Genomic DNA, 20,349 nt, shown 5'->3' with positions numbered 1-20,349 from the left:
TAAATTTAGCTGCCAATCTGTGGTTAAAACATCAATCCTCCTTATCTTGAAATCAAACTTTACGCTACTATTAATTTTATCTGCATTTACGGGTTTAGCACAGACTGTTAAACAAGATTCGACCAAAAAACTCGAAGATATTACGGTAAAAGGTTATTATAACCGCCAGCCTTTGTTAAGATCGGTATCGGCGGTAAGTTTAATTGATAGCAGTTTAATCAGAAACCAGCAAAGCAACTCTTTAGTAAGTACGTTAAATGCCACACCTGGCGTACGGATGGAAGAACGCTCCCCAGGTAGTTACCGTTTATCACTCCGCGGGAGCTTATTAAGATCGCCATTTGGCATCAGAAATGTTAAAATTTATGTAGATGATTTCCCCCTAACCGATGCAGGTGGCAATACCTATTTAAATGCTTTGGATGTTGCTGCAGTTGGTACCATGGAAATTTACAAAGGACCAGAAGCCAGCATATTCGGTGCCAATACAGGTGGTGCGCTTTTAATCAACCCGCCAGGTTTAGGCAATAATGAAGTCAGTATTTCTGCTAATGCAGGTTCTTATGGTTTGTTCCATCAAACGGCAGACATCAGACATCAATTTAAAAATTACAGTTTCAGTTTTAGCGAAGGCTATCAGAAAAGTGATGGTTACCGCCAGAACAGTGCGATGGACAGAAAATATTTCCAGACTTTTCAGCAATGGAATTACAGTCCTGCCGGCAATTTAAAAGTTTTTGCCTTCTACAGCGATTTAGGCTATAACACACCTGGCGGATTAACGGCCAGCCAGTTAGAGCAGGACCCTAAACTGGCACGTCCGGCTACACCTACCATACCGGGAGCCATTTCGCAGCAGGCGGCTATTTACAACCAAACTATTTTTGGAGGTTTATCCAATTCTTATCAGTTTAATCCTCATTTTAAACATGTTATTGCCTTATTTACCACCTATACCGATTTCAAAAATCCATTTATAACCAATTACGAAAAAAGGTACGAAAGCACCTTGGGTTTAAGGACATTCCTGGACTATGTACAGGCAAGAGAAGATTTTAAATTTAACGCGCAGATTGGATTAGAAAGTTCGGCAACAAAAAGCCAGATTAAGAACTTCAATAATAACGGCGGTGAGGCTACGGCTATGCAGGCATCTGACCGCTTAAAAGCCAGTCAGGATTTGGCTTATTTGCGGTTAAATTTCGACCTCAGCAATAAATTTCTGATCGAACTTGCTTCAGGTTTAAATTTCTACCGGTATAATTACGAAAGTTATTTCCCTGTGGAAATTGCCTCAAAACAAAGGAAATTTAATACCCAGTTTATGCCAAAAGCAGCGGTATCTTACCTCATCACTTCTGATTTTTCGGCCAGGGCTTCGGTGAGTAAAGGCTATTCGCCTCCAACCATTGCAGAAGTAAGGTCATCCGACAACAATATCAATAATGACCTGCAGGCAGAGTTAGGCTGGAATTACGAGCTGGGGTTTCGTTATAAAACCAAAAATAACCGCTTTTACGCTAATGGAAATCTATTTAGTTACCATTTGAAGGATGCTATAGTTAGGCGGTTAAATCAAAACGACGCCGAGTATTTTATCAATGCCGGAGGAACCAAACAACAAGGCATTGAACTGGAAACTGCCATCTGGATCATCAGAAACGATGCTTCTTTTTTAACCGGCTTACAGCTGAGAAGTAATTATACCTTTAGCCATTTTAGGTTCGAAAATTTTGTAAGCGGTACTACGGCCTTTAGTGGCAACAAACTTACCGGTGTTCCGGAAAGTATTTTAGTAAATAGTTTAGAGTTTAATTTTCCGAAAGCATTTTACCTGTTTGTGCAACACAATTATACGTCTTCCATCCCTTTAAATGATGCCAACACTGTTTTTGCTAAAAGATATCACCTGGTTGAAAGCAAATTGGGTATCAGAAATTTAAAAATAAATAAAACCCGTTTAGATTTATTTGCCGGGGTAAATAACCTGCTCAATGTGAATTACAGCTTAGGTAACGACTTAAATGCGGCAAATGGAAGGTATTTCAACCCTGCGGCAGGAATCAATTTTTATACAGGTCTTTCGGTCAGATTATAAATGAGAAACCGCATCTGTAAAAAAACTTTACAAGATGCGGGTGAGCATTATTTAAAAAATTTTTTATTTCTCATTTTCTTTTATTGCCACATCGTTAACAATAATATCAAAGCTATAACGCTTCGTTCCGTCCTTTGCATCATAAGTATTTGTCTGCAATCTTCCCTCTATCGTTAAGCCTGTGCCTTTTTTAATCTGTGCCTCAGCAATATCAGCTTTAGAATTCCAGAAAGTCAGATTAAACCATTGTACCTTTTTAATTTCCTCGCCTGAAGAGTTTTTATATGATTCGTTTACAGCAAGGTTAACCTTAGCTAATTTTTGATTCATAACTGTTTTCACCTCTGCATCTGCACCTGCAAACCCACTTAATACTACTTTGTTAATTGCGCTTTCCATAATTCTAAATTTTAAGTTTCTAAATGTTTAAAGAACAGCTGCCACTTCGGCAACCGACAGGAACAAAATTGCGAACAAGACCAGAATTTAGTCGGATTGTAAATATTTATAGTCGTTTATAAACGTTTATAAACGAATAAAGCCTCTTTACCGCCTTAAATCAGGGTTTATATTTTTTTTCTTTCGATCATTTTATTTTATACATTTGATCATCATCCCATAATAAAAAAAGGTATTATTATGGAACGCTTATGTTTAGATTGCGGAACTCCGATAAAAGGGAGAGCCGATAAAAAATTCTGCGACGATTCTTGTCGCAATAATTACAATAACCGCTTAAAAACCGAGGATCATCTCGTACTTAGGCGCATTAATAGTATTTTAAAAAAGAACCGTACCATTCTTGCACAATTTAACCCGAATGGTAAGGCGAAAATTAGCCGTAAAAAATTAATTTCGGCAGGTTTTAATTTTGACTACCATACTTATAGCTATGAAACACAAAATGGAAATTGCTATATCTTTTGCTATGAGTACGGCTATCTGCTTTTAAATAATGAAAAAGTATTATTAGTTAAAAGAGAAGAAAGCCTTTGGCTGGCTTAATTAGCTTTATTTTTTTATTCCTGATGAGATGTTTAGATTTATCGCCCGATGATAAATTACAATAACAAGTACTTCAGGCCAGTAAGTAATACCGAAAATGGGGAAACTTCGGCCGAAACAATCTTTAAATATCAACAAACAGGAAATATCTTAACTTCAGCGTATGCAGGAGGAAGGATTATTTATGGACATTTAATTGGCCTGGCAGATGAAAATGGTCAGATCGAGATGCGTTACCACCAGGTAAACGATAAAGGCGAACTTATGACCGGAATTTGCAATTCAAGGCCTGAACAACTGGCAAATGGTAAAATCAGGCTTTATGAAACATGGAAATGGACTTCGGGGGATCAATCGGAAGGAAAATCGATTATTGAAGAAATAGATTTCAGCAAGATTGATCGCGCAGAAATTTCTTAATAATAAGAGACTCTAATTAACACCTAACCTACTGACTAAAACCAATTTAAGATTAAAAGATAACCTTTACCTGAATGCTGTAGCTAAATTAAACTGAGCAAGTTTCGGGTAGCTTACCGTTCCTTTCCACACTACTTTTGGATATAAATTATTCAATACCATGAAAGCACAAGAAGAAATCAATTTCAACAGGATCGCTGAGGCAATTAGTTATATCAAAGCTAATTTTAAAACACAGCCTGGTTTGGAAGAAATTGCAGAAAAAGTAAATTTAAGTCCTTTCCATTTTCAAAGGTTATTTAGCGAATGGGCAGGTACCACACCAAAACGTTTTTTGCAGTACATCAGCATCGGTTATGCCAAAGAAATGCTGAAAGACAACCATACTTTATTTAATACAGCCTTAGAAACCGGTTTATCAGGCACCAGCAGGTTACACGATCTTTTTGTAAACATTGAAGGGATGACACCCGGAGAATATAAAAACGGTGGCGAAAACCTCCATATTAATTATAGTTTTGCAGAGAGTCCGTTCGGGAATATTATTGTAGCCAGTACACCGAAAGGGATCTGCCATATAGCTTTTTATGATGATGAAGCGCTTGCTCTTAACAATCTTCAACGTCAGTTTCCGGCAGCTAAATATCAGCTGATATTAGACAAGGAGCAACAGAATGCATTATACATTTTTAACCACGACTGGAGTAAACTGCACCAGATTAAACTCCATTTAAAAGGTACAGATTTCCAGCTGAAAGTATGGGAAGCCCTGCTAAAAATCCCGATGGGTAAATTAAGCACTTATGGAACCATTGCCAGGCAACTTCAAAACCCTAATGCATCAAGAGCAGTTGGTACAGCCATAGGCGATAACCCCGTAGCCTTTTTAATTCCCTGCCATCGTGTAATTCAAACCAGCGGTGCTTTGGGTGGATACCATTGGGGGGTGGATAGAAAAACAGCGATAATTGGTTGGGAAGCCGCACAAATTAATCAGGGATAACAATGGGCAAAAACAACATACAAACATTGGATTTATTCGGCAAAGCCATAAATACAGACCAAAACCTGCTTCCGTATGATGGAACGGTAAATTATTTCGGGAAATTATTTTCACAACAGGAGGCAGATTACTATTTCGACGTATTGATGAATACCATTGAATGGAAAAATGACGAAGCCTTTATTATGGGCAAACACATCATTACCAAAAGAAAAGTGGCCTGGTATGGAGATGAAGCCTATTCATATACCTATTCTAATAAATCGAAACTGGCTTTACCGTGGACAAAAGAGCTGCTTGAACTTAAAAAAATTTCGGAAGCACAAACGGGCGTAACTTATAACTCCTGCCTGCTTAATTTATACCACAACGGTGATGAAGGCATGGCCTACCACAGTGATGATGAAAAAGCCCTGGCGAAAGATTCTGCCATTGCATCTTTAAGTTTTGGGGCGGAAAGAAGATTCCTTTTTAAACATAAACAGAGTAAAGAAACCATCACACTATTTTTGGAGCATGGGAGCTTGCTGGTGATGAAAGATGAAACCCAAACAAACTGGCTGCACCGCCTCCCCCCTACTAAAAAAGTAAATCAGCCAAGAGTAAACCTCACCTTTAGAACAATGGTGGTTTAATCCTGACTGATTTAATTAAATGATGAGGAATGGTTCGTAAAGGCAGTAGCATCTAACAAAACGCCTTGATTCGTATCTTTACGAAACAAAGCGTTATTAAGCTTAAATATTTTGTTTAGTGCTTAAACTCTTTAATATCAACAATGCGATCATCATCTGCATTTTTCTTTAAGAAAGATGTTCCATGCGCATTGGCCACCCAGGTATAATCTCGTTGGATATTTCCTACCAATGTTTCAGGCTGGCTGGTTAATGATGCAGGTAAAGGCAGGTTAAAGGTTTCTCCGGTTTTGGTATTTACCTGATATAACGAATTAGCAGTTAAAAATGCCAATGTTGTTTTATCGCTTGAGTACATAAAGAATTTTCCCTGAATACGCTCATCCTCTTTTTGACGTTTGACTGGATAAACCCTCGAGTTGATTGTGGTAATAAAAAAATCGTTGTTCACCAGCAGATTACTTCTGGTTAATTCTTCTAAACCATTGGTATATTTCTGATCCTCAGCTCCTTTTGATGGTTTGTTCAAACTTACTACTTCTGTTTTTCCTCCGTTAACATAAATGATATAAAAAGGGCTCATTTTATCCTTTCCATTGTCACTTTGAACTAAAACAGCTGTTTTTTGAGTATTGATAAAAGAAGCGACTTTAAATTTCTTGGTTGCAGCATTTGGTGCATCATCAATGGTGATGGTGGTATCTCTGGTATTAATGGCGAAACGATCAGCAGCAGCTAATTTGCCCGAATCGGTTTTTACAATGGTTAAAATGTCTTTGGTTCCTTTTGGAAATACATTAAAATCATCACTCGCCGAAAATGCGCGTGCTTTAAAAGTTTTTTCAGAATTGCCTCCGCAGCCAAATAAAACAGCGGAAAGAAAGAGTGCATAAAGCGTAATTTTCATGGGTTTAGTTTTTTATTTTTTTTCGCTAATTTAAAATCTTTATTGCTTTTATGTTATCAAAGTCACCAGAAAATTACGGCTTTTAGTTAAAATCTTGATTGGCAGCATTTTTAACCGCAAAAAGCGCGAAGTGAAGGCCTAAAGAACGCAACGTTAAAACCTGCCATCATTCCTTTTACATTAGCCAAACTAAATTCCTATTTTTGATTAAATCATCATCAAATGCCGGGCTCAGCAAATTTTTTAACCAAAAATAAAAGTATCATCTTATATGGCATTTTTCTGGCCTTACTGCTATTTTTATTGAAATGGTTAGAGCTCCATTTTCTGATCATGAGCCACGCTTTCGAGATTTATGCAGGCGCAATAGCCATAATTTTTACTGCACTTGGTATTTGGCTGGCCTTAAAATTAACCAAACCTAAAACGGTACTGATTGAAAAAGAAATTTTCACTCCACGTTCTGAAACTTTTATTCTCAATGAAAAGGAACTGATGAGACTTAACATCAGCAAAAGGGAACTGGAAGTTTTACAATTGATGTCGGAAGGATTGAGCAATCAGGAAATTGCATCCAGGCTATTTGTTTCATTAAATACGATAAAAACGCATAACGCAAGGCTGTTTGAAAAACTGGAGGCGAAACGCAGAACGCAGGCCATAGAAACTGCAAAAAAACTTAACCTTATTCCTTAATTTAATTAGCACTTTAGTATTAAATAGACAGGTTTTCTGAAAAATCATCCTAAAGTATGAAGGCAAAAAAGATTAATCGAACCAATTTTGTGGCTTAAACCAATAAAAAATCAGACATGAAAAAGAACGTAATTGTATTTGGATTAATTGCCGGCATCATCGTATCCGTATTAATGGTATTTTCTATAAGCAGGTGTTATAATGATCCGAGCCTGGAGCACAGCATGCTCATCGGTTATGCCTCGATGGTATTAGCCTTCTCGTTTATTTTTGTAGGAATCAAAAATTACCGCGATAAATACAATGATGGATTAATCACTTTTGGCAAAGCACTTAAAATCGGGCTTTTAATCAGCTTAATTGCTTCCACCATCTATGTAATTGTTTGGCTGATTGATTTTTACGTATTTATTCCAGATTTTATGGACAGATACGTTGCTCAGGCCTTAAAGGAAGCTAAAGAAAGCGGTGCATCAGCAACAGAACTTGCCAACAAAGCAAAAGAATTGGCTTCGGGTAAGGAAATGTATAAAAATCCGGTTATGGTTATACTATTTACTTACATGGAAATTTTACCAGTAGGCATTTTGATTTCATGTGTGGCCGCGCTGATTTTAAAAAGAAAACCAGATACACCAATAGTTGCAAAGACAATTTAATTAAATGATCTCTACCGAAGAGATTACAAAAGAAAAGGCACATCGGGCACAGAGATGCTGTAAATATAATTCCATCATCCGTTTTACATCTTCCATCCCTTCTATGCCCTAGCTAAACGCCATCACTTCGGACCCCGGACTTGCCGACTTCCGACTTAAGACTCAGGACTTTTTAATCTCTTCGCAATTTATTTTAATTTTGATGAACAAAACCACAACCAGATATGAAGATTTTTGCCGAAACGGAACGTTTAATATTACGCGAGCTGTTGCCCCAAGATGCAGTGGGTATGTTTGAAATGGATGGCGATCCTGAAGTTCACCTTTTTTTGGGCAATAAACCAGTTCAATCCATCGAACAAAGTAAAACAGATATTGAGTTTATCAGAAACCAGTATATCGAAAATGGCATTGGAAGATGGGCGGTAATTGAAAAATCGACCGGCAATTTTACAGGCTGGGCAGGATTAAAATTAATTAAGGAAACCAATAACAACCATAGTAATTATTACGATTTGGGCTATAGGTTCAGCAAGCGTTTTTGGGGTAAAGGTTATGCTACCGAAGCTGCTGCAGCAGCAAGAGATTACGGATTTAATGAACTCAGGCTTAGTGAAATTATCGGTATAGCAGATATCAGCAACCTCGGCTCTATCCATGTACTCGAAAAGACCGGCTTAAAACGGATTTCCATTTTCGATTACCACGGTAAACAGCACCATTGGATGAAGATTGAAAAACAAGCTTAAATTATCCGGTTATAAATCCTAATTTCGCAAAAAATCGAAAAACATGGAAACTAAAGACAGCAACGGCAATATTTTAAACGAAGGCGATTCGGTTACCGTAATCAAAACGTTAAAAGTTAAAGGGATGGCCAGCGATATTAAACAAGGTACAGCGGTTAAAAACATCCGTTTAACCGACGATCCTAAAGCCATTGAAGGTAAAGTAAACGGAACCGTTCTGGTGTTAAAAACCGAATTTCTGAAAAAGAAAAACTAACAACCAAGTACCCGAAAGGTCTCCATATTTTATTGGTTTAGTTTTTGATGGTAATAAAGGAAATCATTTAACCTTATTATTATGAAACAATTTATCCTCTGCGGAATGCTGCTCTTTTTATTAAGCTCTTGTAAAGAGAAACTGGATCCTGCAAGCTTAAACAATACCAAATGGGAGTTAACAGAATTACCAGGTTTAACTTTGCCGGCATCGGCTAAAGCAACCTTAAACTTTGCCGACAGCTTAAAGGTAAGCGGTAAATCTTTTTGCAACAGTTATGGCGGTCAGGCCGAAATTGCAGACAATAAAATAACGGTTAAAAATGTTTTCGGAACCAGAATGTTCTGTCAGGAAACTGATGCTGCAGAACGTTCTTACCTACATGCTTTAAACCAGGTAAACGGAGCTAAGGTAAAAGAAAACAAACTTTTTTTATTAAACGGTGATAAAACGCTACTGGTTTTCACCAAAACGAACTAAATCTTTACCATCATAAAAAAGGCTGAATAAAGTATTTTTACTATTTTCGGCCTTTTGAGTTTAACGCAGGAATAATGCCATCGATAACAAAAGATCTGAAGTTCTTTTTCTCAACCGTAAAGAATGCATTTAATTTATTTCAACAAAATGATCCTTTACGCCTTGCCGGTGCAACTGCTTTTTTTACCAATTTTGCCCTTCCGCCAATCCTGATTATCCTCATCAGGCTTTTCGGGATGTTTACCGATAGAAGATTATTGGCTACACACCTTTTCGAACGTCTGGCCAGTATTCTCGACAATGCCAGCATCACGCAGATCAGAACAACTTTAAAAAATATCCGCGGTATCGATCAGGCCTGGTATGTTACCCTCTTCAGTTTTATATTTTTTCTTTTTGTAGCCACCACTTTGTTCAACGTAATCAAAAACTCTTTGGAGCAGATCTGGAATATTGGACAGAAAGATAAAAAGGGCATTATCAACACCTTAAAATCCAGGGCTATATCGGTTACCATTATCCTGCTGGCCGGAATATTATTTTTTATCGGATTACTGGCTGATAGCGTTCAGGCATTTATTGGGGCCTATTTAAAAGATGGGGCACCGTCAGTCGGGCTAATTTTAACCTCAGTAATTAACCAGTTCGTGTTTGTACTGATTGTAACTACTTGGTTTACCATCCTATTCAGGTATTTAACCAACGGAAGACCAACCTGGCGGGCAGCCATTTCGGGCGGATTATTAACCGGATGCCTGTTTACTGCAGGAAAGTATATATTAAGGATTTTATTACCGCTGAGTAATATCAGTAATATTTATGGATCGGCAGGATCGATTATCGTAATTATGCTTTTCGTATTCTATTCTTCGCTGATATTCTATTTCGGCGCTTCATTTATAAAAGCATTGAGTGTTGGCAGGGCGACACCGATTATACCTAAAAACGGATCATTTGCATACGAACTAACTGAAGTTGAACTGGAAAAGGAAGAATAAAATATTATTCCTCAACAGGAAGCCATAAAAGCCAATTATACCGCCAGGTTTTTAATCAGTTTATCGAGCAAGGTTTTCAATTGGATCATTTCTTCCAGGTTTATGCCCAGGTGATCGCCAAGCTGAGTCCTTAAAACCGGTGCTTTTTCTTTTAGTGCCAATCCCTTCCCGGTAAGTGATATCACAATACTTCTTTCATCTTTTAAAGACCTGACACGCTCTACAAGTCCGGTTTCCTGCATCCGTTTTAGCAAAGGGGTTAAGGTATTCGATTGGAGCATTAATTTCTCCGAAAGCAGGCTGAGGCTCACCGAATCAGTCTCCCATAATACCATCAAAACCAGATATTGCGGGTAGGTTATGCCCAGCGTATCGAGCACAGGCTGATAACATTTGGTTACCAACCTCGAAGCAGCATAAAGGGGAAAACACAATTGATTTTCCAGTTTAAAAGATTCGTCTATTTCCATCAGAAGGTTTTGTTTAACAATATTAAACCAATAATTATTCAGCTAAGTAAATCATTTTCGCCGGAATTCTTTATCAATAGCATAATCCATATAGATTCGTCATTGCAAGGTACGAAGCAATCTTACAACTATCGCTACCAGCGAACGCATTAAGATTGCTTCATGCAAATGAAAAATTAGATTAGCAATAACGATTTAAAGCCTTTGAATTAAATAACTTCCAGTTTAACATCAATGTTTCCACGGGTTGCATTTGAGTATGGGCATATGGTATGCGCTTTCTCTACCAATTGTTGTGCTTGTGTAGTCTCAATCCCCGGGATATGTACCTGTAAAGAAACCCCTAATTTGAAGCCGCCATTTCCATCCGGATGCAAAGAAACATTAGCTTTAACCGTAGATGGTGCTTCAGGCTTCACCTTTTCCTGGTGCATAATTAAGTTTAATGCGCTATCAAAGCAAGCCGCATACCCACCAGCAAAAAGCTGTTCAGGATTGGTATATCCATCACCATTGCCACCCAACTCTTTTGGCATTCTCACTTCCAGTTCTAAAACGCCATTCTCACTTGTTATTTTTCCATTACGTCCACCAGTTACAGTAGCACTTGTTTCATACAATGTTTTCATGTTATATATTTTATTTTAAATCGCAAGCGATTATATCGTTTACGATACAAATGTAATCAACTATTTGATAAAAGCAAATTTTATCTTTTATAAATAATATCCTGAAAGTTTAAGGCATAAAAAAAGGTGTCCATTTTACAATGAACACCTTCTCAGTTTTATTAATTTCTATTATAAAATTCTATATCCTAAGCCTATAGTAAATAAGTTTAGCTTGGTACCCGGATAACCCGCTTTATTAATTTTAGATAATCCCAGTTCGTAACGTGCATCAAAACTTAACTTTTTAATGTCAAGTCCGGCACCGAACTGCCAGGCTAAAGCCTGATTTTTAAAATCGGCGCGGAATACACTTCCAGCCGCCTGACTGAAACTCTGGTTTTCATCTAAAATCAGCGAAAACATTGGTCCGGTGTTTAAACGTACACCAATACCGGCTGCACCGAATTTAGTACCCACCAATAGAGGCACATCTAAACTTGTAAACCTCACTTTATTTACCTCGCCTGTTGCATCGCTTACTAAATTTGCTTTCTTGCCAGAAACATAAAGTTCCGGCTGGAAGTAAACGCCTGCAGCACCTACCCTCGCCCAAAGGCCGCCATAAAAACCTGCGCGGTTTTCACTGCTAAAAGTGTTATCACTGTCAAATTTCGAAAAATTTGCTCCAGCTTTAATGCCCAGCTGGAATGATGGCAATACCTGTGCACTTGCAAAAAGGCCTGCCAGTAAAAATGCAACGGTTAAAGATAAAAATTTCATATACGATTAATTTAGCTGGTGGCGTTGTTAATAGCTTCTTGTTCTTTTAAAGCATCAACATTGTTTTTATCACCAAAGGTTTGTGTTTTTCCTGCAAAGTAATCTAAAATTCCTGAGATAGTATCTAAGTTATCTGCTAAATTTTGATGTATATCCGGTAAATCTTTTTCAAGGCGGCTATCGCCCAGTTCGATATTATCTACTTCAATTTTTCCAATTTTCTGAATAAGTGCTTGCTGAGAGTTTTGTAAATCTTCCAATTCACGCACAATTTTTTCCATTAATTCATACTTCTTTAAAGTGTTCATAGGTTTTATATTTTAGTTCAACTATTCTGTATAAACCGTTTAGCATTTATTTTGTTTGATTTCATCCATCTTTTAACAAACTGATTTGGAAATATCAAAAACAACTAATAAATTAGTTTAAAAATAGCTGATATGAAAAACCTGTTTCTATTGATCACATTATTGGGTTTAAATTTAAGCCTTTATGCACAAAATAATCAGGCGGTAGATAAAGAGAAACTTTTTGATTTTTACCAATCGCAACGTTATGCCGATGCCGCCCAGTACCTGAAAAGCATTTACGGCGAAGAACCGGATGATTTTAAAATATTGAGCCAGATGGGTTATTGTTTTTTAATGGCGGGCAATAATGTTGAAGCCGAAAAATTTTATGGCAGGGCTTACATTTTACAGCCACAAAACTTACCCATTCTTTTCAGTTTGGCCAGCATAAATAATAAAAGGGGCAATACAGAGAAAGCCAGGAAATACTATGGCGAAATCGTAAAAACAGATAGCAATAATTTTAATGTATATAAGCTTCTGGCCAATATGTACAGTAGCCCAAAGGAAGATTCTGTAAAACTGATTTACCTGCTAAAAGCGCATAAAATTAACCCATTGGAAGGCGATGTTGCCGCTGATCTTGCTGAAGTACATTCAAATTATCAGCAGTATGAAAAAGCTTATGATGTGCTTGATATTGCCATTAAAGACGATAGCGATAACCTGGTGCTGCAAAGGGCTAAACTCCCTATAGCGAATCAGCTTAAAAGATATGCTGAGGTAATTGCATCCGGAGAAAAATTATTAAAGGATGGTGCCGATGCAGGGGTAATAAAAGATGTGGCCAAGGCTTATTATTACACCAAAAAGTACCAGAAAGCCATTGATCTTTTTAAAGTGCTTGAAGTGGCAGCCATGCAAAATGAAGCTACACTATATTATACTTCGCTTAGTTACCGGGCGCTGAAAAATTATCAACAGGCTGCTATATACACTAAAAAAACGATTGATGAAGCCATTTCGCCCAATACGTCCAGCTATTATTCGTTGCTGGGACTGGTTTATGAAGAAAACAATCAATTGAGCCTGGCCAATGCGGCCTATAAAAAAGGACTTCAGTTTAAGGTTGTTCCAACGTTGTACTACCGCATGGCTGTATTTTACGATACTAAACTAAAACAAGGAAAAAATGCACTCAAATATTATATTCTCTATTTAAAAAGCAAACCCAGTTTAACGGACGATAAGGAAGAAATTAAATTTACGAAAGACAGAATAGCGCAACTGAACCTGACAGATTAAACCAGGTCTTCGAAAACGGGTTTTACATTGTCCCAAAATTCATCAAGGGCGATGATTCTCGGTTTAAAAAAGGAAATCAGTTCTGGCCAATGCTGCTGGTTAAATATACTTACACCGTTAATGCTGATGGTGATTAAAGAAACCGTTTTCCCAAAATCATCAGTTGCGTCCTTAATCCAGTTCCACTCTTCGTTAACAGTATTGGTAAACATGAGCTTAAATTCTTCAAACTGCTCAAATATGAGGTGCCTGATATCGGCATCGGGATGCGAAAGCTGAATGCTGATAAAAGCTTTTTTACCGTCAACATCCATTTTAAAAAAGATGTTCTTTACCCCTGTTTTATAGTTAGTCCAGTTTACGGTAGAACCACTGGCCGAAGGTACGGGTTTCATATACTGCCCGAAACTGATCCAAAACTGCTGCCGTAACCTTACTGATTCTTCTTTACTGTACATTTATTTTTTTAAGCATTGGCTAAGAATAGAAGGATCGTCATCTCGACTGGAGCAACGCGAAATGGAGAGATCTATGAAGACAGATTTCTCAACTCCGTTGCACTTCGCTCGAAATGACGATGTTTCGTACCTTTTTACAACGCTGCAATATTAGCGATTAATATTTATATTCAAAATGATAGCTGCCGGAGCCTATTTCTTCCTTTTTATTTGTTTTTGGCAAAATTACAGTGGCAATAGCATTAGCCGGAACAGTTACATCAAGCTTAAATATACCGCCGGCAATGGTCCATGATGATTTAACAGTGCCGTAAACGGTTTCCAGTTCTGCCGAGGCACTGGTTAGTTTTCCGCCCGGCCTTGGTGCAATTAAAATGGCTTTATAACCCGGTTGTGCTGCCACAGGATTAATGCCGGCAATGTTTTTATACATCCAATCGCCGATAGCTCCATAAGCATAATGGTTAAAAGAGTTCATATCGGCCGTTTGGAAAGATCCATCCTGTTTAATGCCATCCCAACGCTCCCAAATGGTAGTGGCCCCCATTTTTACCGGGTAAAGCCATGAAGGATAACTTTCCTGCATCAACAGATCGTAAGCTACATCTTCATGCCCGAAACGGCTTAATACATGGCAAAGGTATGGGGTACCTAAAAAGCCTGTGGTCAGGTGGTTTCCATAATCGCGGACATTATCCACCAATCTTTGTGCAGCCTGTGCACGTAAATTTTCGGGTAACATATCAAATTGTAAAGCCAGCACATAAGCGGTTTGTGTGTTTGAAATTAGTTTACCACTTGGTGTCATGTTTTCTTTAATGTACGCTTCTTTTATTTTTTCCAAAAGATCGCTGTACTTGGCCACATCTTCAGTTTTGCCCAATACTTTTGCCGCATTTAAAAGCAATTGAGTAGAGTGCGCATAAAATGTTTGTGCAATCATATATTTATCAGTCACTGCGGCACGGCCATCATTATCATCATTCGGACGGTAAAATAACCAGTCGCCAAAATGGAAACCTGTATTCCAAAGATTATTTTTAGACTTCGAAGAAATATAATCCACCCACTTTTTCATGCTGCCATACTGCGTTTCCAGCAGGCCTTTATCCGCATATATCACGTACATATCCCATGGAATAATGGTGGCTACATCAGCCCAGCCCGCAGAACCTGCATCGTTTTGGTTGAGCACATTGGGTACCACAAAAGGTACACTGCCGCCGGGAAGCTGATCGGCTGAAACATCTTTTAACCATTTGGTAAAAAAGCCTGCAACATCCATATTATAAGCAGCTGTTGAGGCAAATGCCTGTGCATCACCTGTCCAGCCTAAGCGTTCATCCCGCTGCGGACAATCTGTAGGCACATCAACAAAATTCCCTTTTTGTCCCCATGAAATATTGTGTTGCAATTGGTTTAATAAAGGATTCGAAGTGCTGAATTTCCCGCTTGTTTTCATATCCGAATAAACAGCCACAGCGGTCAGGTTTTCCAGTTTAAGTTCGCCAGGATAACCCTCTATTTTAACATACCGGAAACCCTGAAAAGAAAAATGTGGTTCGAATAGCTGCTCTGTTTCGCCTTTTAATATATAATTGTTCTGCTGTTTGGCCGTACGGAGGTTGGTGGTGTAAAAATTCCATTCTTTGGTTAGTACCTCGGCATGGCTAATGGTAATTTTTGTACCAGCCGGGCCTTTTGCCTTCAACATCACCCAGCCTACCAGGTTCTGGCCGAAATCGACTACGGTTTCACCCAGCGGTGTTTTAAATATTTTTAAGGCTTTAAATTCTTCGTGTTTAGTTACTTGTGGCCCGCTCATTCCTACCAGTTTTTCTGGTCCGTTGGCCAGTTCCTGCACCGCTTTCCAGCTGGCATTTTCTTTAAAGTTAAGGTTGTTCCAACCGTTTTGTTCCAACCTTGCGTCATAAGTATCGCCATCGTAGATATTTGATGATCTTATTGCGCCATAACTGGTTTTCCAGCTGTTATCAGATACAATAATTTCTTTACTCCCGTCGGTATATTCTACTTCCAGTTGCAGCAATAAAGCCCTGGTATTGCCATAAAATTCTTTTTGTGAGCCGAAACCGATCCGTCCTTTATACCAGCCATCGCCCAGTGAAACACCAATTGCATTGGCACCTTTTTTCAAGGTATTTTTCAGTTCGTAAACCTGGTATTGAATGTGGTTTTTATAGCTCGTCCAGCCTGGTGCGAAATAAGCATTGCCCACACGTCCGCCATTAATGCTGGCTTCGTATAAACCTTTTGCGGTAATATACACCATTGCCGAGCGGACGTTTTTCTTCAGATTAAACTCTTTTCTAAACAACGGACTGGCAAGCGAAGTATCTTTACCTTCTACAGCAATCCATTTTGCTTTCCAGTCTTCAGGTTTTAAACCCGTTTGGAAATATTGCACCGGCGACCAAGCAGAAGTATTTCCATGGTTATCTGTTACCCTAACCTGCCAGTAATATTTCGTTTTTGATGATAATGGGAGTCCATCGTAAGTAACTAAAACCGACTGATCATTACTTACCGCAGTTTTCCACAACACCTTATCAATTTTCGGCGAGGTACCGAGCCTGATCTCATAATTGTTCTGTTTAGTGTTTTTTGCTGTTGAAACGATTTTCCAGCTAAACCTTGGCTTAGGGTTATCAATACTAAAAGGATTTACTAAATGCTCAACGGTTAAATCTTTTAAGGAGATTTTCTGAGCTGAAACATTTGTGGTAAATAAAAATAGCAAAGCAATGGTAAACATTGCGCTTAACATGCGGGAGATTCTGTTCATATATGGTTAGCGTTAAATTTTTTAGTCTTAACACTACTATATTCAGCAATATAATTTATCCAACCATCCTGCACTGTCATGAAAAATTAAGCGTTACACAAACGATAATTAACACACAAAAAGCTATAAATAAGCCTTTTAAAATTAAAAATACGAGAGAAAATAAAATTATCTATTCATTAACCGGGCTACGTATTTGCCAATAATATCGAATTCTAAATTCACGGTATCGCCAACTTCAACCTCCTGAAGATTGGTGTGCTCAAAGGTATATGGGATGATGAATACCGAAAACTCGTCTGCCTCGGAATTTACAACCGTTAAGCTGATGCCATTTACACAGGCCGAGCCTTTTTCAACCGTTACATTTCCGGCAGAAGCATCGTACTTAAAGCGGTATTCCCAGCTGCCATCCAGTTCTTCACGTTTTACACAAACTGCAGTCTGGTCTACATGGCCCTGTACAATATGGCCATCTAAACGGGCGTTCATCTGCATGCAGCGCTCCAGGTTAATTTTACTGCCCACTTTTAAACCTCCCAGATTGGTTTTGTTAAGGGTTTCATCAATTGCAGTAACCGTATGTGTTCCATCGTTTAAAGCCACCACAGTTAAGCAAACCCCGTTATGGGCCACGCTTTGGTCTATTTTCAACTCATGGCTAATGGCCGATGAAATGGTAAAATGGATATTGGTATGATCGTTTTTGATGGCGGTAACTTCGCCAAGTGTTTCTATTATTCCTGTGAACATTTTTTTTGTATTTGTAGGTTGTCATTCTCACGCATGTCGTCATCTCGATTGGAGCGAAGCGGAACGGAGATTCTTCGACTACGCTCAGAATGACAATTCAGTAAAGCGAGCCGTCATTGCGAGGAGGTACGACGAAGCAATCTTTCCTGCTAGCGATTCTTGCAAGAAAGATTGCTTCGTCGGCTGAAAAGCCTTCTTGCAATGACGACAAATTTATTTTAGTATTTCTAATATTTCAACCTATTCTTTCTCCAATCCGAAGTACTTTTTACTGTGTTATCACCCAACTTCACCTCCTTTTTTTGGAAAAGTTTAGCGGCAATTACGGCGGCAATAAGCGCTTCTGTTTCATCCTGCACTTTTAAACTTTCGGGTTTAAAATATTTTCCTACAAAATGGGTATCAAAATTACCGCTTTTAAAGGCTTCGTGCTGCATGACAAATTTACCAAATGCCAATGTAGTTTCTATCCCCGTAATATCATATTCTTCAATTGCCCTTATCATCCGTTCAATGGCTTCTTCCCTGTCTTTACCATAAGTAATCAGTTTAGCAATCATCGGATCATAATAAATCGGGATTTCCATGCCTTGCTCAAAACCATCATCAACCCTTACGCCATTACCTTTAGGAGTATTATAAGTTTGTAAAGTACCGATATCAGGCAGGAAATTATTGGCCGGATCTTCGGCATACACCCTGAGCTCGATGGCATGTCCGCTGATTTTTAAATCTTCCTGACTAAAGCTCAATTTTTCGCCGGAGGCAATTTTAATCTGTTCTTTAACCAGGTCGATACCAGTAATCAGTTCACTCACCGGGTGTTCTACCTGCAAGCGGGTATTCATTTCGAGGAAAAAGAAATCGAGGTTTTCATCGAGGATGAACTCTACGGTACCTGCTCCGGTATAATTCACCGAACGGGCTACATCTACGGCACATTTGCCCATCTGCTGCCTGATTTCTTCCGTTAAAACCGATGAAGGCGCTTCTTCTATTACTTTTTGGTGGCGGCGCTGTACAGAACATTCGCGTTCAAAAAGGTGAACGATGTTTCCATGGGTATCGCCTAAAACCTGTATTTCGATATGCCTTGGTGAGGTAACATAACGTTCAATAAAAACAGCACCATCGCCAAATGCCGAGGTGGCCTCGCTTACAGCAAGCTGCATCTGCTCTTCAAAATCATCTGCCTTTTCTACTATCCGCATCCCCTTGCCACCACCACCTGCAGCGGCTTTGATTAAAATCGGGAAACCAACTTCAATGGCACGCTGTTTGGCTTCATTTACATCTTGTATGGCTTCTTCCGTTCCCGGCACCATCGGGATATTGTATTTTAATGCCGCTGCCTTAGCCGATAATTTGTTCCCCATCGTTTCCATCGCCTGCGGAGAAGGTCCCACTAAAATCAAACCTGCATCGGCAACCAATTGTGCAAAACCAGCATTTTCTGACAAAAATCCATAACCGGGGTGAATGGCTTCGGCTCCTGTTAATTTGCAGGCTTCAATAATTTTCTCTCCTACCAGGTAACTTTGATTGGAAGGCGCCGGACCGATAAAAATGGCTTCATCGGCATAACGCACATGCAAGGCATTGCGATCGGCTTCAGAAAAAACGGCTACGGTTTTGATTCCCATTTCCTTTGCCGAACGCATGATACGTAGAGCAATTTCGCCGCGGTTAGCGATTAGGAGTTTGGAGATTGGGGTTATGGCTTTGGAGTTTTCGGGCATTTTGGTTAGAATTTTATCAGATATATCAACTCAGGACTAAAGACTCACGACTTAGGACTCTGTCTAAGACAAATGTAATATTATTTCAATTGCCTCACCGATCATTTCAGGGCTTAAATCCAGATGTGTAACCAAACGGATGGTGCTCGCACTGGTGGTATTGCAATGTAACCCTTTTTCTTTTAGTTGGTTTACAATTTTCTCTGCTGATCCCTTTTCTACTTCGAAAATAACAATATTGGTTTCAACCGGCATAACCGATTTTACATAATTTGCAGTAGCTAAAGCATTGGCCAATACCTGTGCATGCGCATGGTCTTCCTTTAAGCGATCTACATGGTTGTCGAGCGCGTAAATACCTGCAGCAGCTAAAAACCCGGCCTGGCGCATGCCACCACCAAAAGCTTTCCTGATTTTACGTGCCTTGTGGATCATCTGTTTCGTACCTAAAAGCACTGAGCCAACGGGCGCACCCAGGCCTTTTGATAAACATACCGAAATCCCATCAAAATATTTGCCATACTCGCTGGCCTGATCGCCGGTTGCGGTAAGTGCATTAAAAATACGCGCACCATCTAAATGCAGTTTTAATCCTTTTATATTACACAAGTGATGGATGGGGGCAATTTGCGATAAAGTGTAACAACTACCTCCACCTTTATTCACTGTATTTTCTAAAACTACCAAACTGGAGTTCGGATAGTGGATATTGTCTTCATTAATTTCTGGTTCGATTAACTCCGGGGTCAAAATGCCACGTTCGCCATGCAACAACCTTACCGATGCTGCCGAATGGAAGGCAATGCCACCGATTTCGTACCGGTAAACATGCGCAGTCTGATCGCAAATCACCTCGTCCATTGGTTGCGTAAAACATTTGATCGCAATCTGGTTGGTCATCGTTCCCGAGGGACAAAATAATCCGGCTTCCATGTTAAAAGTAGAGGCCAGTTTTGTTTCCAGTGCATGTACCGTTTCATCTTCGCCAAAAACATCATCACCCACTTTTGCAGTCATCATCGCGTCCAGCATTCCGGCTGTTGGTTTGGTTACGGTGTCACTCCTGAAATCTAAAAATCTGTTATTCATTTCGCTATCGGATTGTAAAATATTCTTGATATTAAAAAAAAAGACCAATGCCTTTTCTGGTATAATTTTAAGGTTTTTCGTCGATTAAACGCTCTATATAGTGTATTTTTTACACACTTAATTTTCGACAACAACAAATTGT

The 20,349-nt window shown here is 38.9% G+C and carries 23 protein-coding genes; 12 read left to right on the top strand and 11 right to left on the bottom strand.

Translation table 11 applies throughout. The features are described 5' to 3' along the window. Positions 1-46 precede the first annotated feature (46 nt). Positions 47-2,098: a TonB-dependent receptor gene (locus ABD769_RS02505; protein WP_344849122.1), complete on the top strand. Its 2,052-nt coding sequence runs from the start codon at positions 47-49 to the stop codon at positions 2,096-2,098. Positions 2,099-2,161: 63 nt separating this feature from the next. Here the strand turns inward: ABD769_RS02505 and ABD769_RS02500 are convergent, their stop codons facing one another. Further along, entirely contained in the window at positions 2,162-2,497 is a 336-nt protein-coding gene (locus ABD769_RS02500) for a single-stranded DNA-binding protein (RefSeq protein ID WP_344849120.1), read from the bottom strand. A gap of 240 nt (positions 2,498-2,737) precedes the next feature. Here ABD769_RS02500 and ABD769_RS02495 point away from each other — a divergent pair, with 240 nt between their 5' ends. From ABD769_RS02495 to ABD769_RS02480, 4 genes are all read left to right on the top strand, one after another. After that, positions 2,738-3,103: a DUF2116 family Zn-ribbon domain-containing protein gene (locus tag ABD769_RS02495; protein ID WP_344849118.1), complete on the top strand. Its 366-nt coding sequence runs from the start codon at positions 2,738-2,740 to the stop codon at positions 3,101-3,103. Positions 3,104-3,151: 48 nt separating this feature from the next. Next, on the top strand, positions 3,152-3,523 hold the full coding sequence (locus ABD769_RS02490; RefSeq protein WP_344849116.1) for an avidin-fold protein: 372 nt from the start codon (positions 3,152-3,154) through the stop codon (positions 3,521-3,523). A 160-nt stretch (positions 3,524-3,683) separates the two neighbouring features. After that, a complete protein-coding gene (locus ABD769_RS02485; RefSeq protein ID WP_344849114.1) occupies positions 3,684-4,526 on the top strand; it encodes a methylated-DNA--[protein]-cysteine S-methyltransferase in 843 nt (280 codons plus the stop codon). Between the two features lie 2 nt (positions 4,527-4,528). Then, positions 4,529-5,161: an alpha-ketoglutarate-dependent dioxygenase AlkB family protein gene (locus tag ABD769_RS02480; protein ID WP_344849112.1), complete on the top strand. Its 633-nt coding sequence runs from the start codon at positions 4,529-4,531 to the stop codon at positions 5,159-5,161. 115 nt (positions 5,162-5,276) lie between these two features. On the opposite strand, the gene ABD769_RS02475 is transcribed toward ABD769_RS02480, so the two are convergent. Continuing rightward, the gene (locus ABD769_RS02475) at positions 5,277-6,068 is read right to left on the bottom strand and encodes a hypothetical protein (protein WP_344849110.1); all 792 of its coding nucleotides are present in this window, start codon (positions 6,066-6,068) and stop codon (positions 5,277-5,279) included. A 222-nt stretch (positions 6,069-6,290) separates the two neighbouring features. Between ABD769_RS02475 and ABD769_RS02470 the strand changes: the two genes are divergently transcribed. The 6 genes from ABD769_RS02470 (at position 6,291) to ABD769_RS02445 (ending at position 9,906) form a co-directional block, all read left to right on the top strand. Beyond that, positions 6,291-6,764, top strand: a complete 474-nt coding sequence (locus ABD769_RS02470) for a response regulator transcription factor (protein WP_344849108.1) — start codon at positions 6,291-6,293, stop codon at positions 6,762-6,764. Positions 6,765-6,880: 116 nt separating this feature from the next. Continuing rightward, a complete protein-coding gene (locus ABD769_RS02465; RefSeq protein ID WP_344849107.1) occupies positions 6,881-7,423 on the top strand; it encodes a DUF4199 domain-containing protein in 543 nt (180 codons plus the stop codon). A gap of 224 nt (positions 7,424-7,647) precedes the next feature. Further along, positions 7,648-8,172 carry a GNAT family N-acetyltransferase gene (locus ABD769_RS02460; RefSeq protein ID WP_344849105.1) on the top strand — a complete coding sequence of 175 codons (525 nt, stop codon included), beginning with the start codon at positions 7,648-7,650 and terminating at the stop codon, positions 8,170-8,172. A 43-nt stretch (positions 8,173-8,215) separates the two neighbouring features. Beyond that, the gene (locus ABD769_RS02455; protein ID WP_025144571.1) at positions 8,216-8,428 is read left to right on the top strand and encodes an alkylphosphonate utilization protein; all 213 of its coding nucleotides are present in this window, start codon (positions 8,216-8,218) and stop codon (positions 8,426-8,428) included. A gap of 81 nt (positions 8,429-8,509) precedes the next feature. Then, a complete protein-coding gene (locus ABD769_RS02450; RefSeq protein ID WP_344849101.1) occupies positions 8,510-8,908 on the top strand; it encodes an META domain-containing protein in 399 nt (132 codons plus the stop codon). A 74-nt stretch (positions 8,909-8,982) separates the two neighbouring features. After that, the gene (locus tag ABD769_RS02445) at positions 8,983-9,906 is read left to right on the top strand and encodes a YihY/virulence factor BrkB family protein (RefSeq protein WP_344849099.1); all 924 of its coding nucleotides are present in this window, start codon (positions 8,983-8,985) and stop codon (positions 9,904-9,906) included. A 35-nt stretch (positions 9,907-9,941) separates the two neighbouring features. Here ABD769_RS02445 and ABD769_RS02440 read toward each other — a convergent pair whose 3' ends face one another. From ABD769_RS02440 to ABD769_RS02425, 4 genes are all read right to left on the bottom strand, one after another. Continuing rightward, entirely contained in the window at positions 9,942-10,376 is a 435-nt protein-coding gene (locus tag ABD769_RS02440; protein ID WP_344849097.1) for a MarR family winged helix-turn-helix transcriptional regulator, read from the bottom strand. Positions 10,377-10,585: 209 nt separating this feature from the next. Next, a complete protein-coding gene (locus ABD769_RS02435; protein WP_344849096.1) occupies positions 10,586-11,005 on the bottom strand; it encodes an organic hydroperoxide resistance protein in 420 nt (139 codons plus the stop codon). A gap of 171 nt (positions 11,006-11,176) precedes the next feature. After that, a complete protein-coding gene (locus ABD769_RS02430) occupies positions 11,177-11,767 on the bottom strand; it encodes a porin family protein (RefSeq protein ID WP_344849095.1) in 591 nt (196 codons plus the stop codon). An 11-nt stretch (positions 11,768-11,778) separates the two neighbouring features. Beyond that, positions 11,779-12,075 carry a hypothetical protein gene (locus tag ABD769_RS02425; protein ID WP_344849094.1) on the bottom strand — a complete coding sequence of 99 codons (297 nt, stop codon included), beginning with the start codon at positions 12,073-12,075 and terminating at the stop codon, positions 11,779-11,781. A 132-nt stretch (positions 12,076-12,207) separates the two neighbouring features. Here ABD769_RS02425 and ABD769_RS02420 point away from each other — a divergent pair, with 132 nt between their 5' ends. Continuing rightward, on the top strand, positions 12,208-13,362 hold the full coding sequence (locus tag ABD769_RS02420) for a tetratricopeptide repeat protein (RefSeq protein WP_344849093.1): 1,155 nt from the start codon (positions 12,208-12,210) through the stop codon (positions 13,360-13,362). Here ABD769_RS02420 and ABD769_RS02415 read toward each other — a convergent pair. The 5 genes from ABD769_RS02415 to ABD769_RS02395 form a co-directional block, all read right to left on the bottom strand. Continuing rightward, positions 13,359-13,820 carry a DUF4268 domain-containing protein gene (locus ABD769_RS02415; RefSeq protein ID WP_344849092.1) on the bottom strand — a complete coding sequence of 154 codons (462 nt, stop codon included), beginning with the start codon at positions 13,818-13,820 and terminating at the stop codon, positions 13,359-13,361. The two genes, ABD769_RS02420 and ABD769_RS02415, sit on opposite strands and share 4 nt — an antisense overlap. Before the next feature lie 157 nt (positions 13,821-13,977). Continuing rightward, a complete protein-coding gene (locus ABD769_RS02410) occupies positions 13,978-16,626 on the bottom strand; it encodes a family 78 glycoside hydrolase catalytic domain (protein ID WP_344849090.1) in 2,649 nt (882 codons plus the stop codon). A 168-nt stretch (positions 16,627-16,794) separates the two neighbouring features. Beyond that, complete coding sequence (locus ABD769_RS02405; RefSeq protein WP_113948082.1) at positions 16,795-17,379, bottom strand: riboflavin synthase; 585 nt, start codon at positions 17,377-17,379, stop codon at positions 16,795-16,797. A gap of 227 nt (positions 17,380-17,606) precedes the next feature. Beyond that, a complete protein-coding gene (gene accC / locus ABD769_RS02400; RefSeq protein WP_344849086.1) occupies positions 17,607-19,118 on the bottom strand; it encodes an acetyl-CoA carboxylase biotin carboxylase subunit in 1,512 nt (503 codons plus the stop codon). A 63-nt stretch (positions 19,119-19,181) separates the two neighbouring features. Further along, complete coding sequence (locus ABD769_RS02395; protein ID WP_344849085.1) at positions 19,182-20,207, bottom strand: threonine aldolase family protein; 1,026 nt, start codon at positions 20,205-20,207, stop codon at positions 19,182-19,184. Positions 20,208-20,349: the final 142 nt, after the last annotated feature.

This window comes from Pedobacter jeongneungensis, from assembly GCF_039538295.1.
GTDB lineage: Bacteria > Bacteroidota > Bacteroidia > Sphingobacteriales > Sphingobacteriaceae > Pedobacter > Pedobacter jeongneungensis.
The sequence above is the reverse complement of the archived record's forward strand: the minus strand, read 5'-3'. Positions and strand labels throughout refer to the sequence as shown.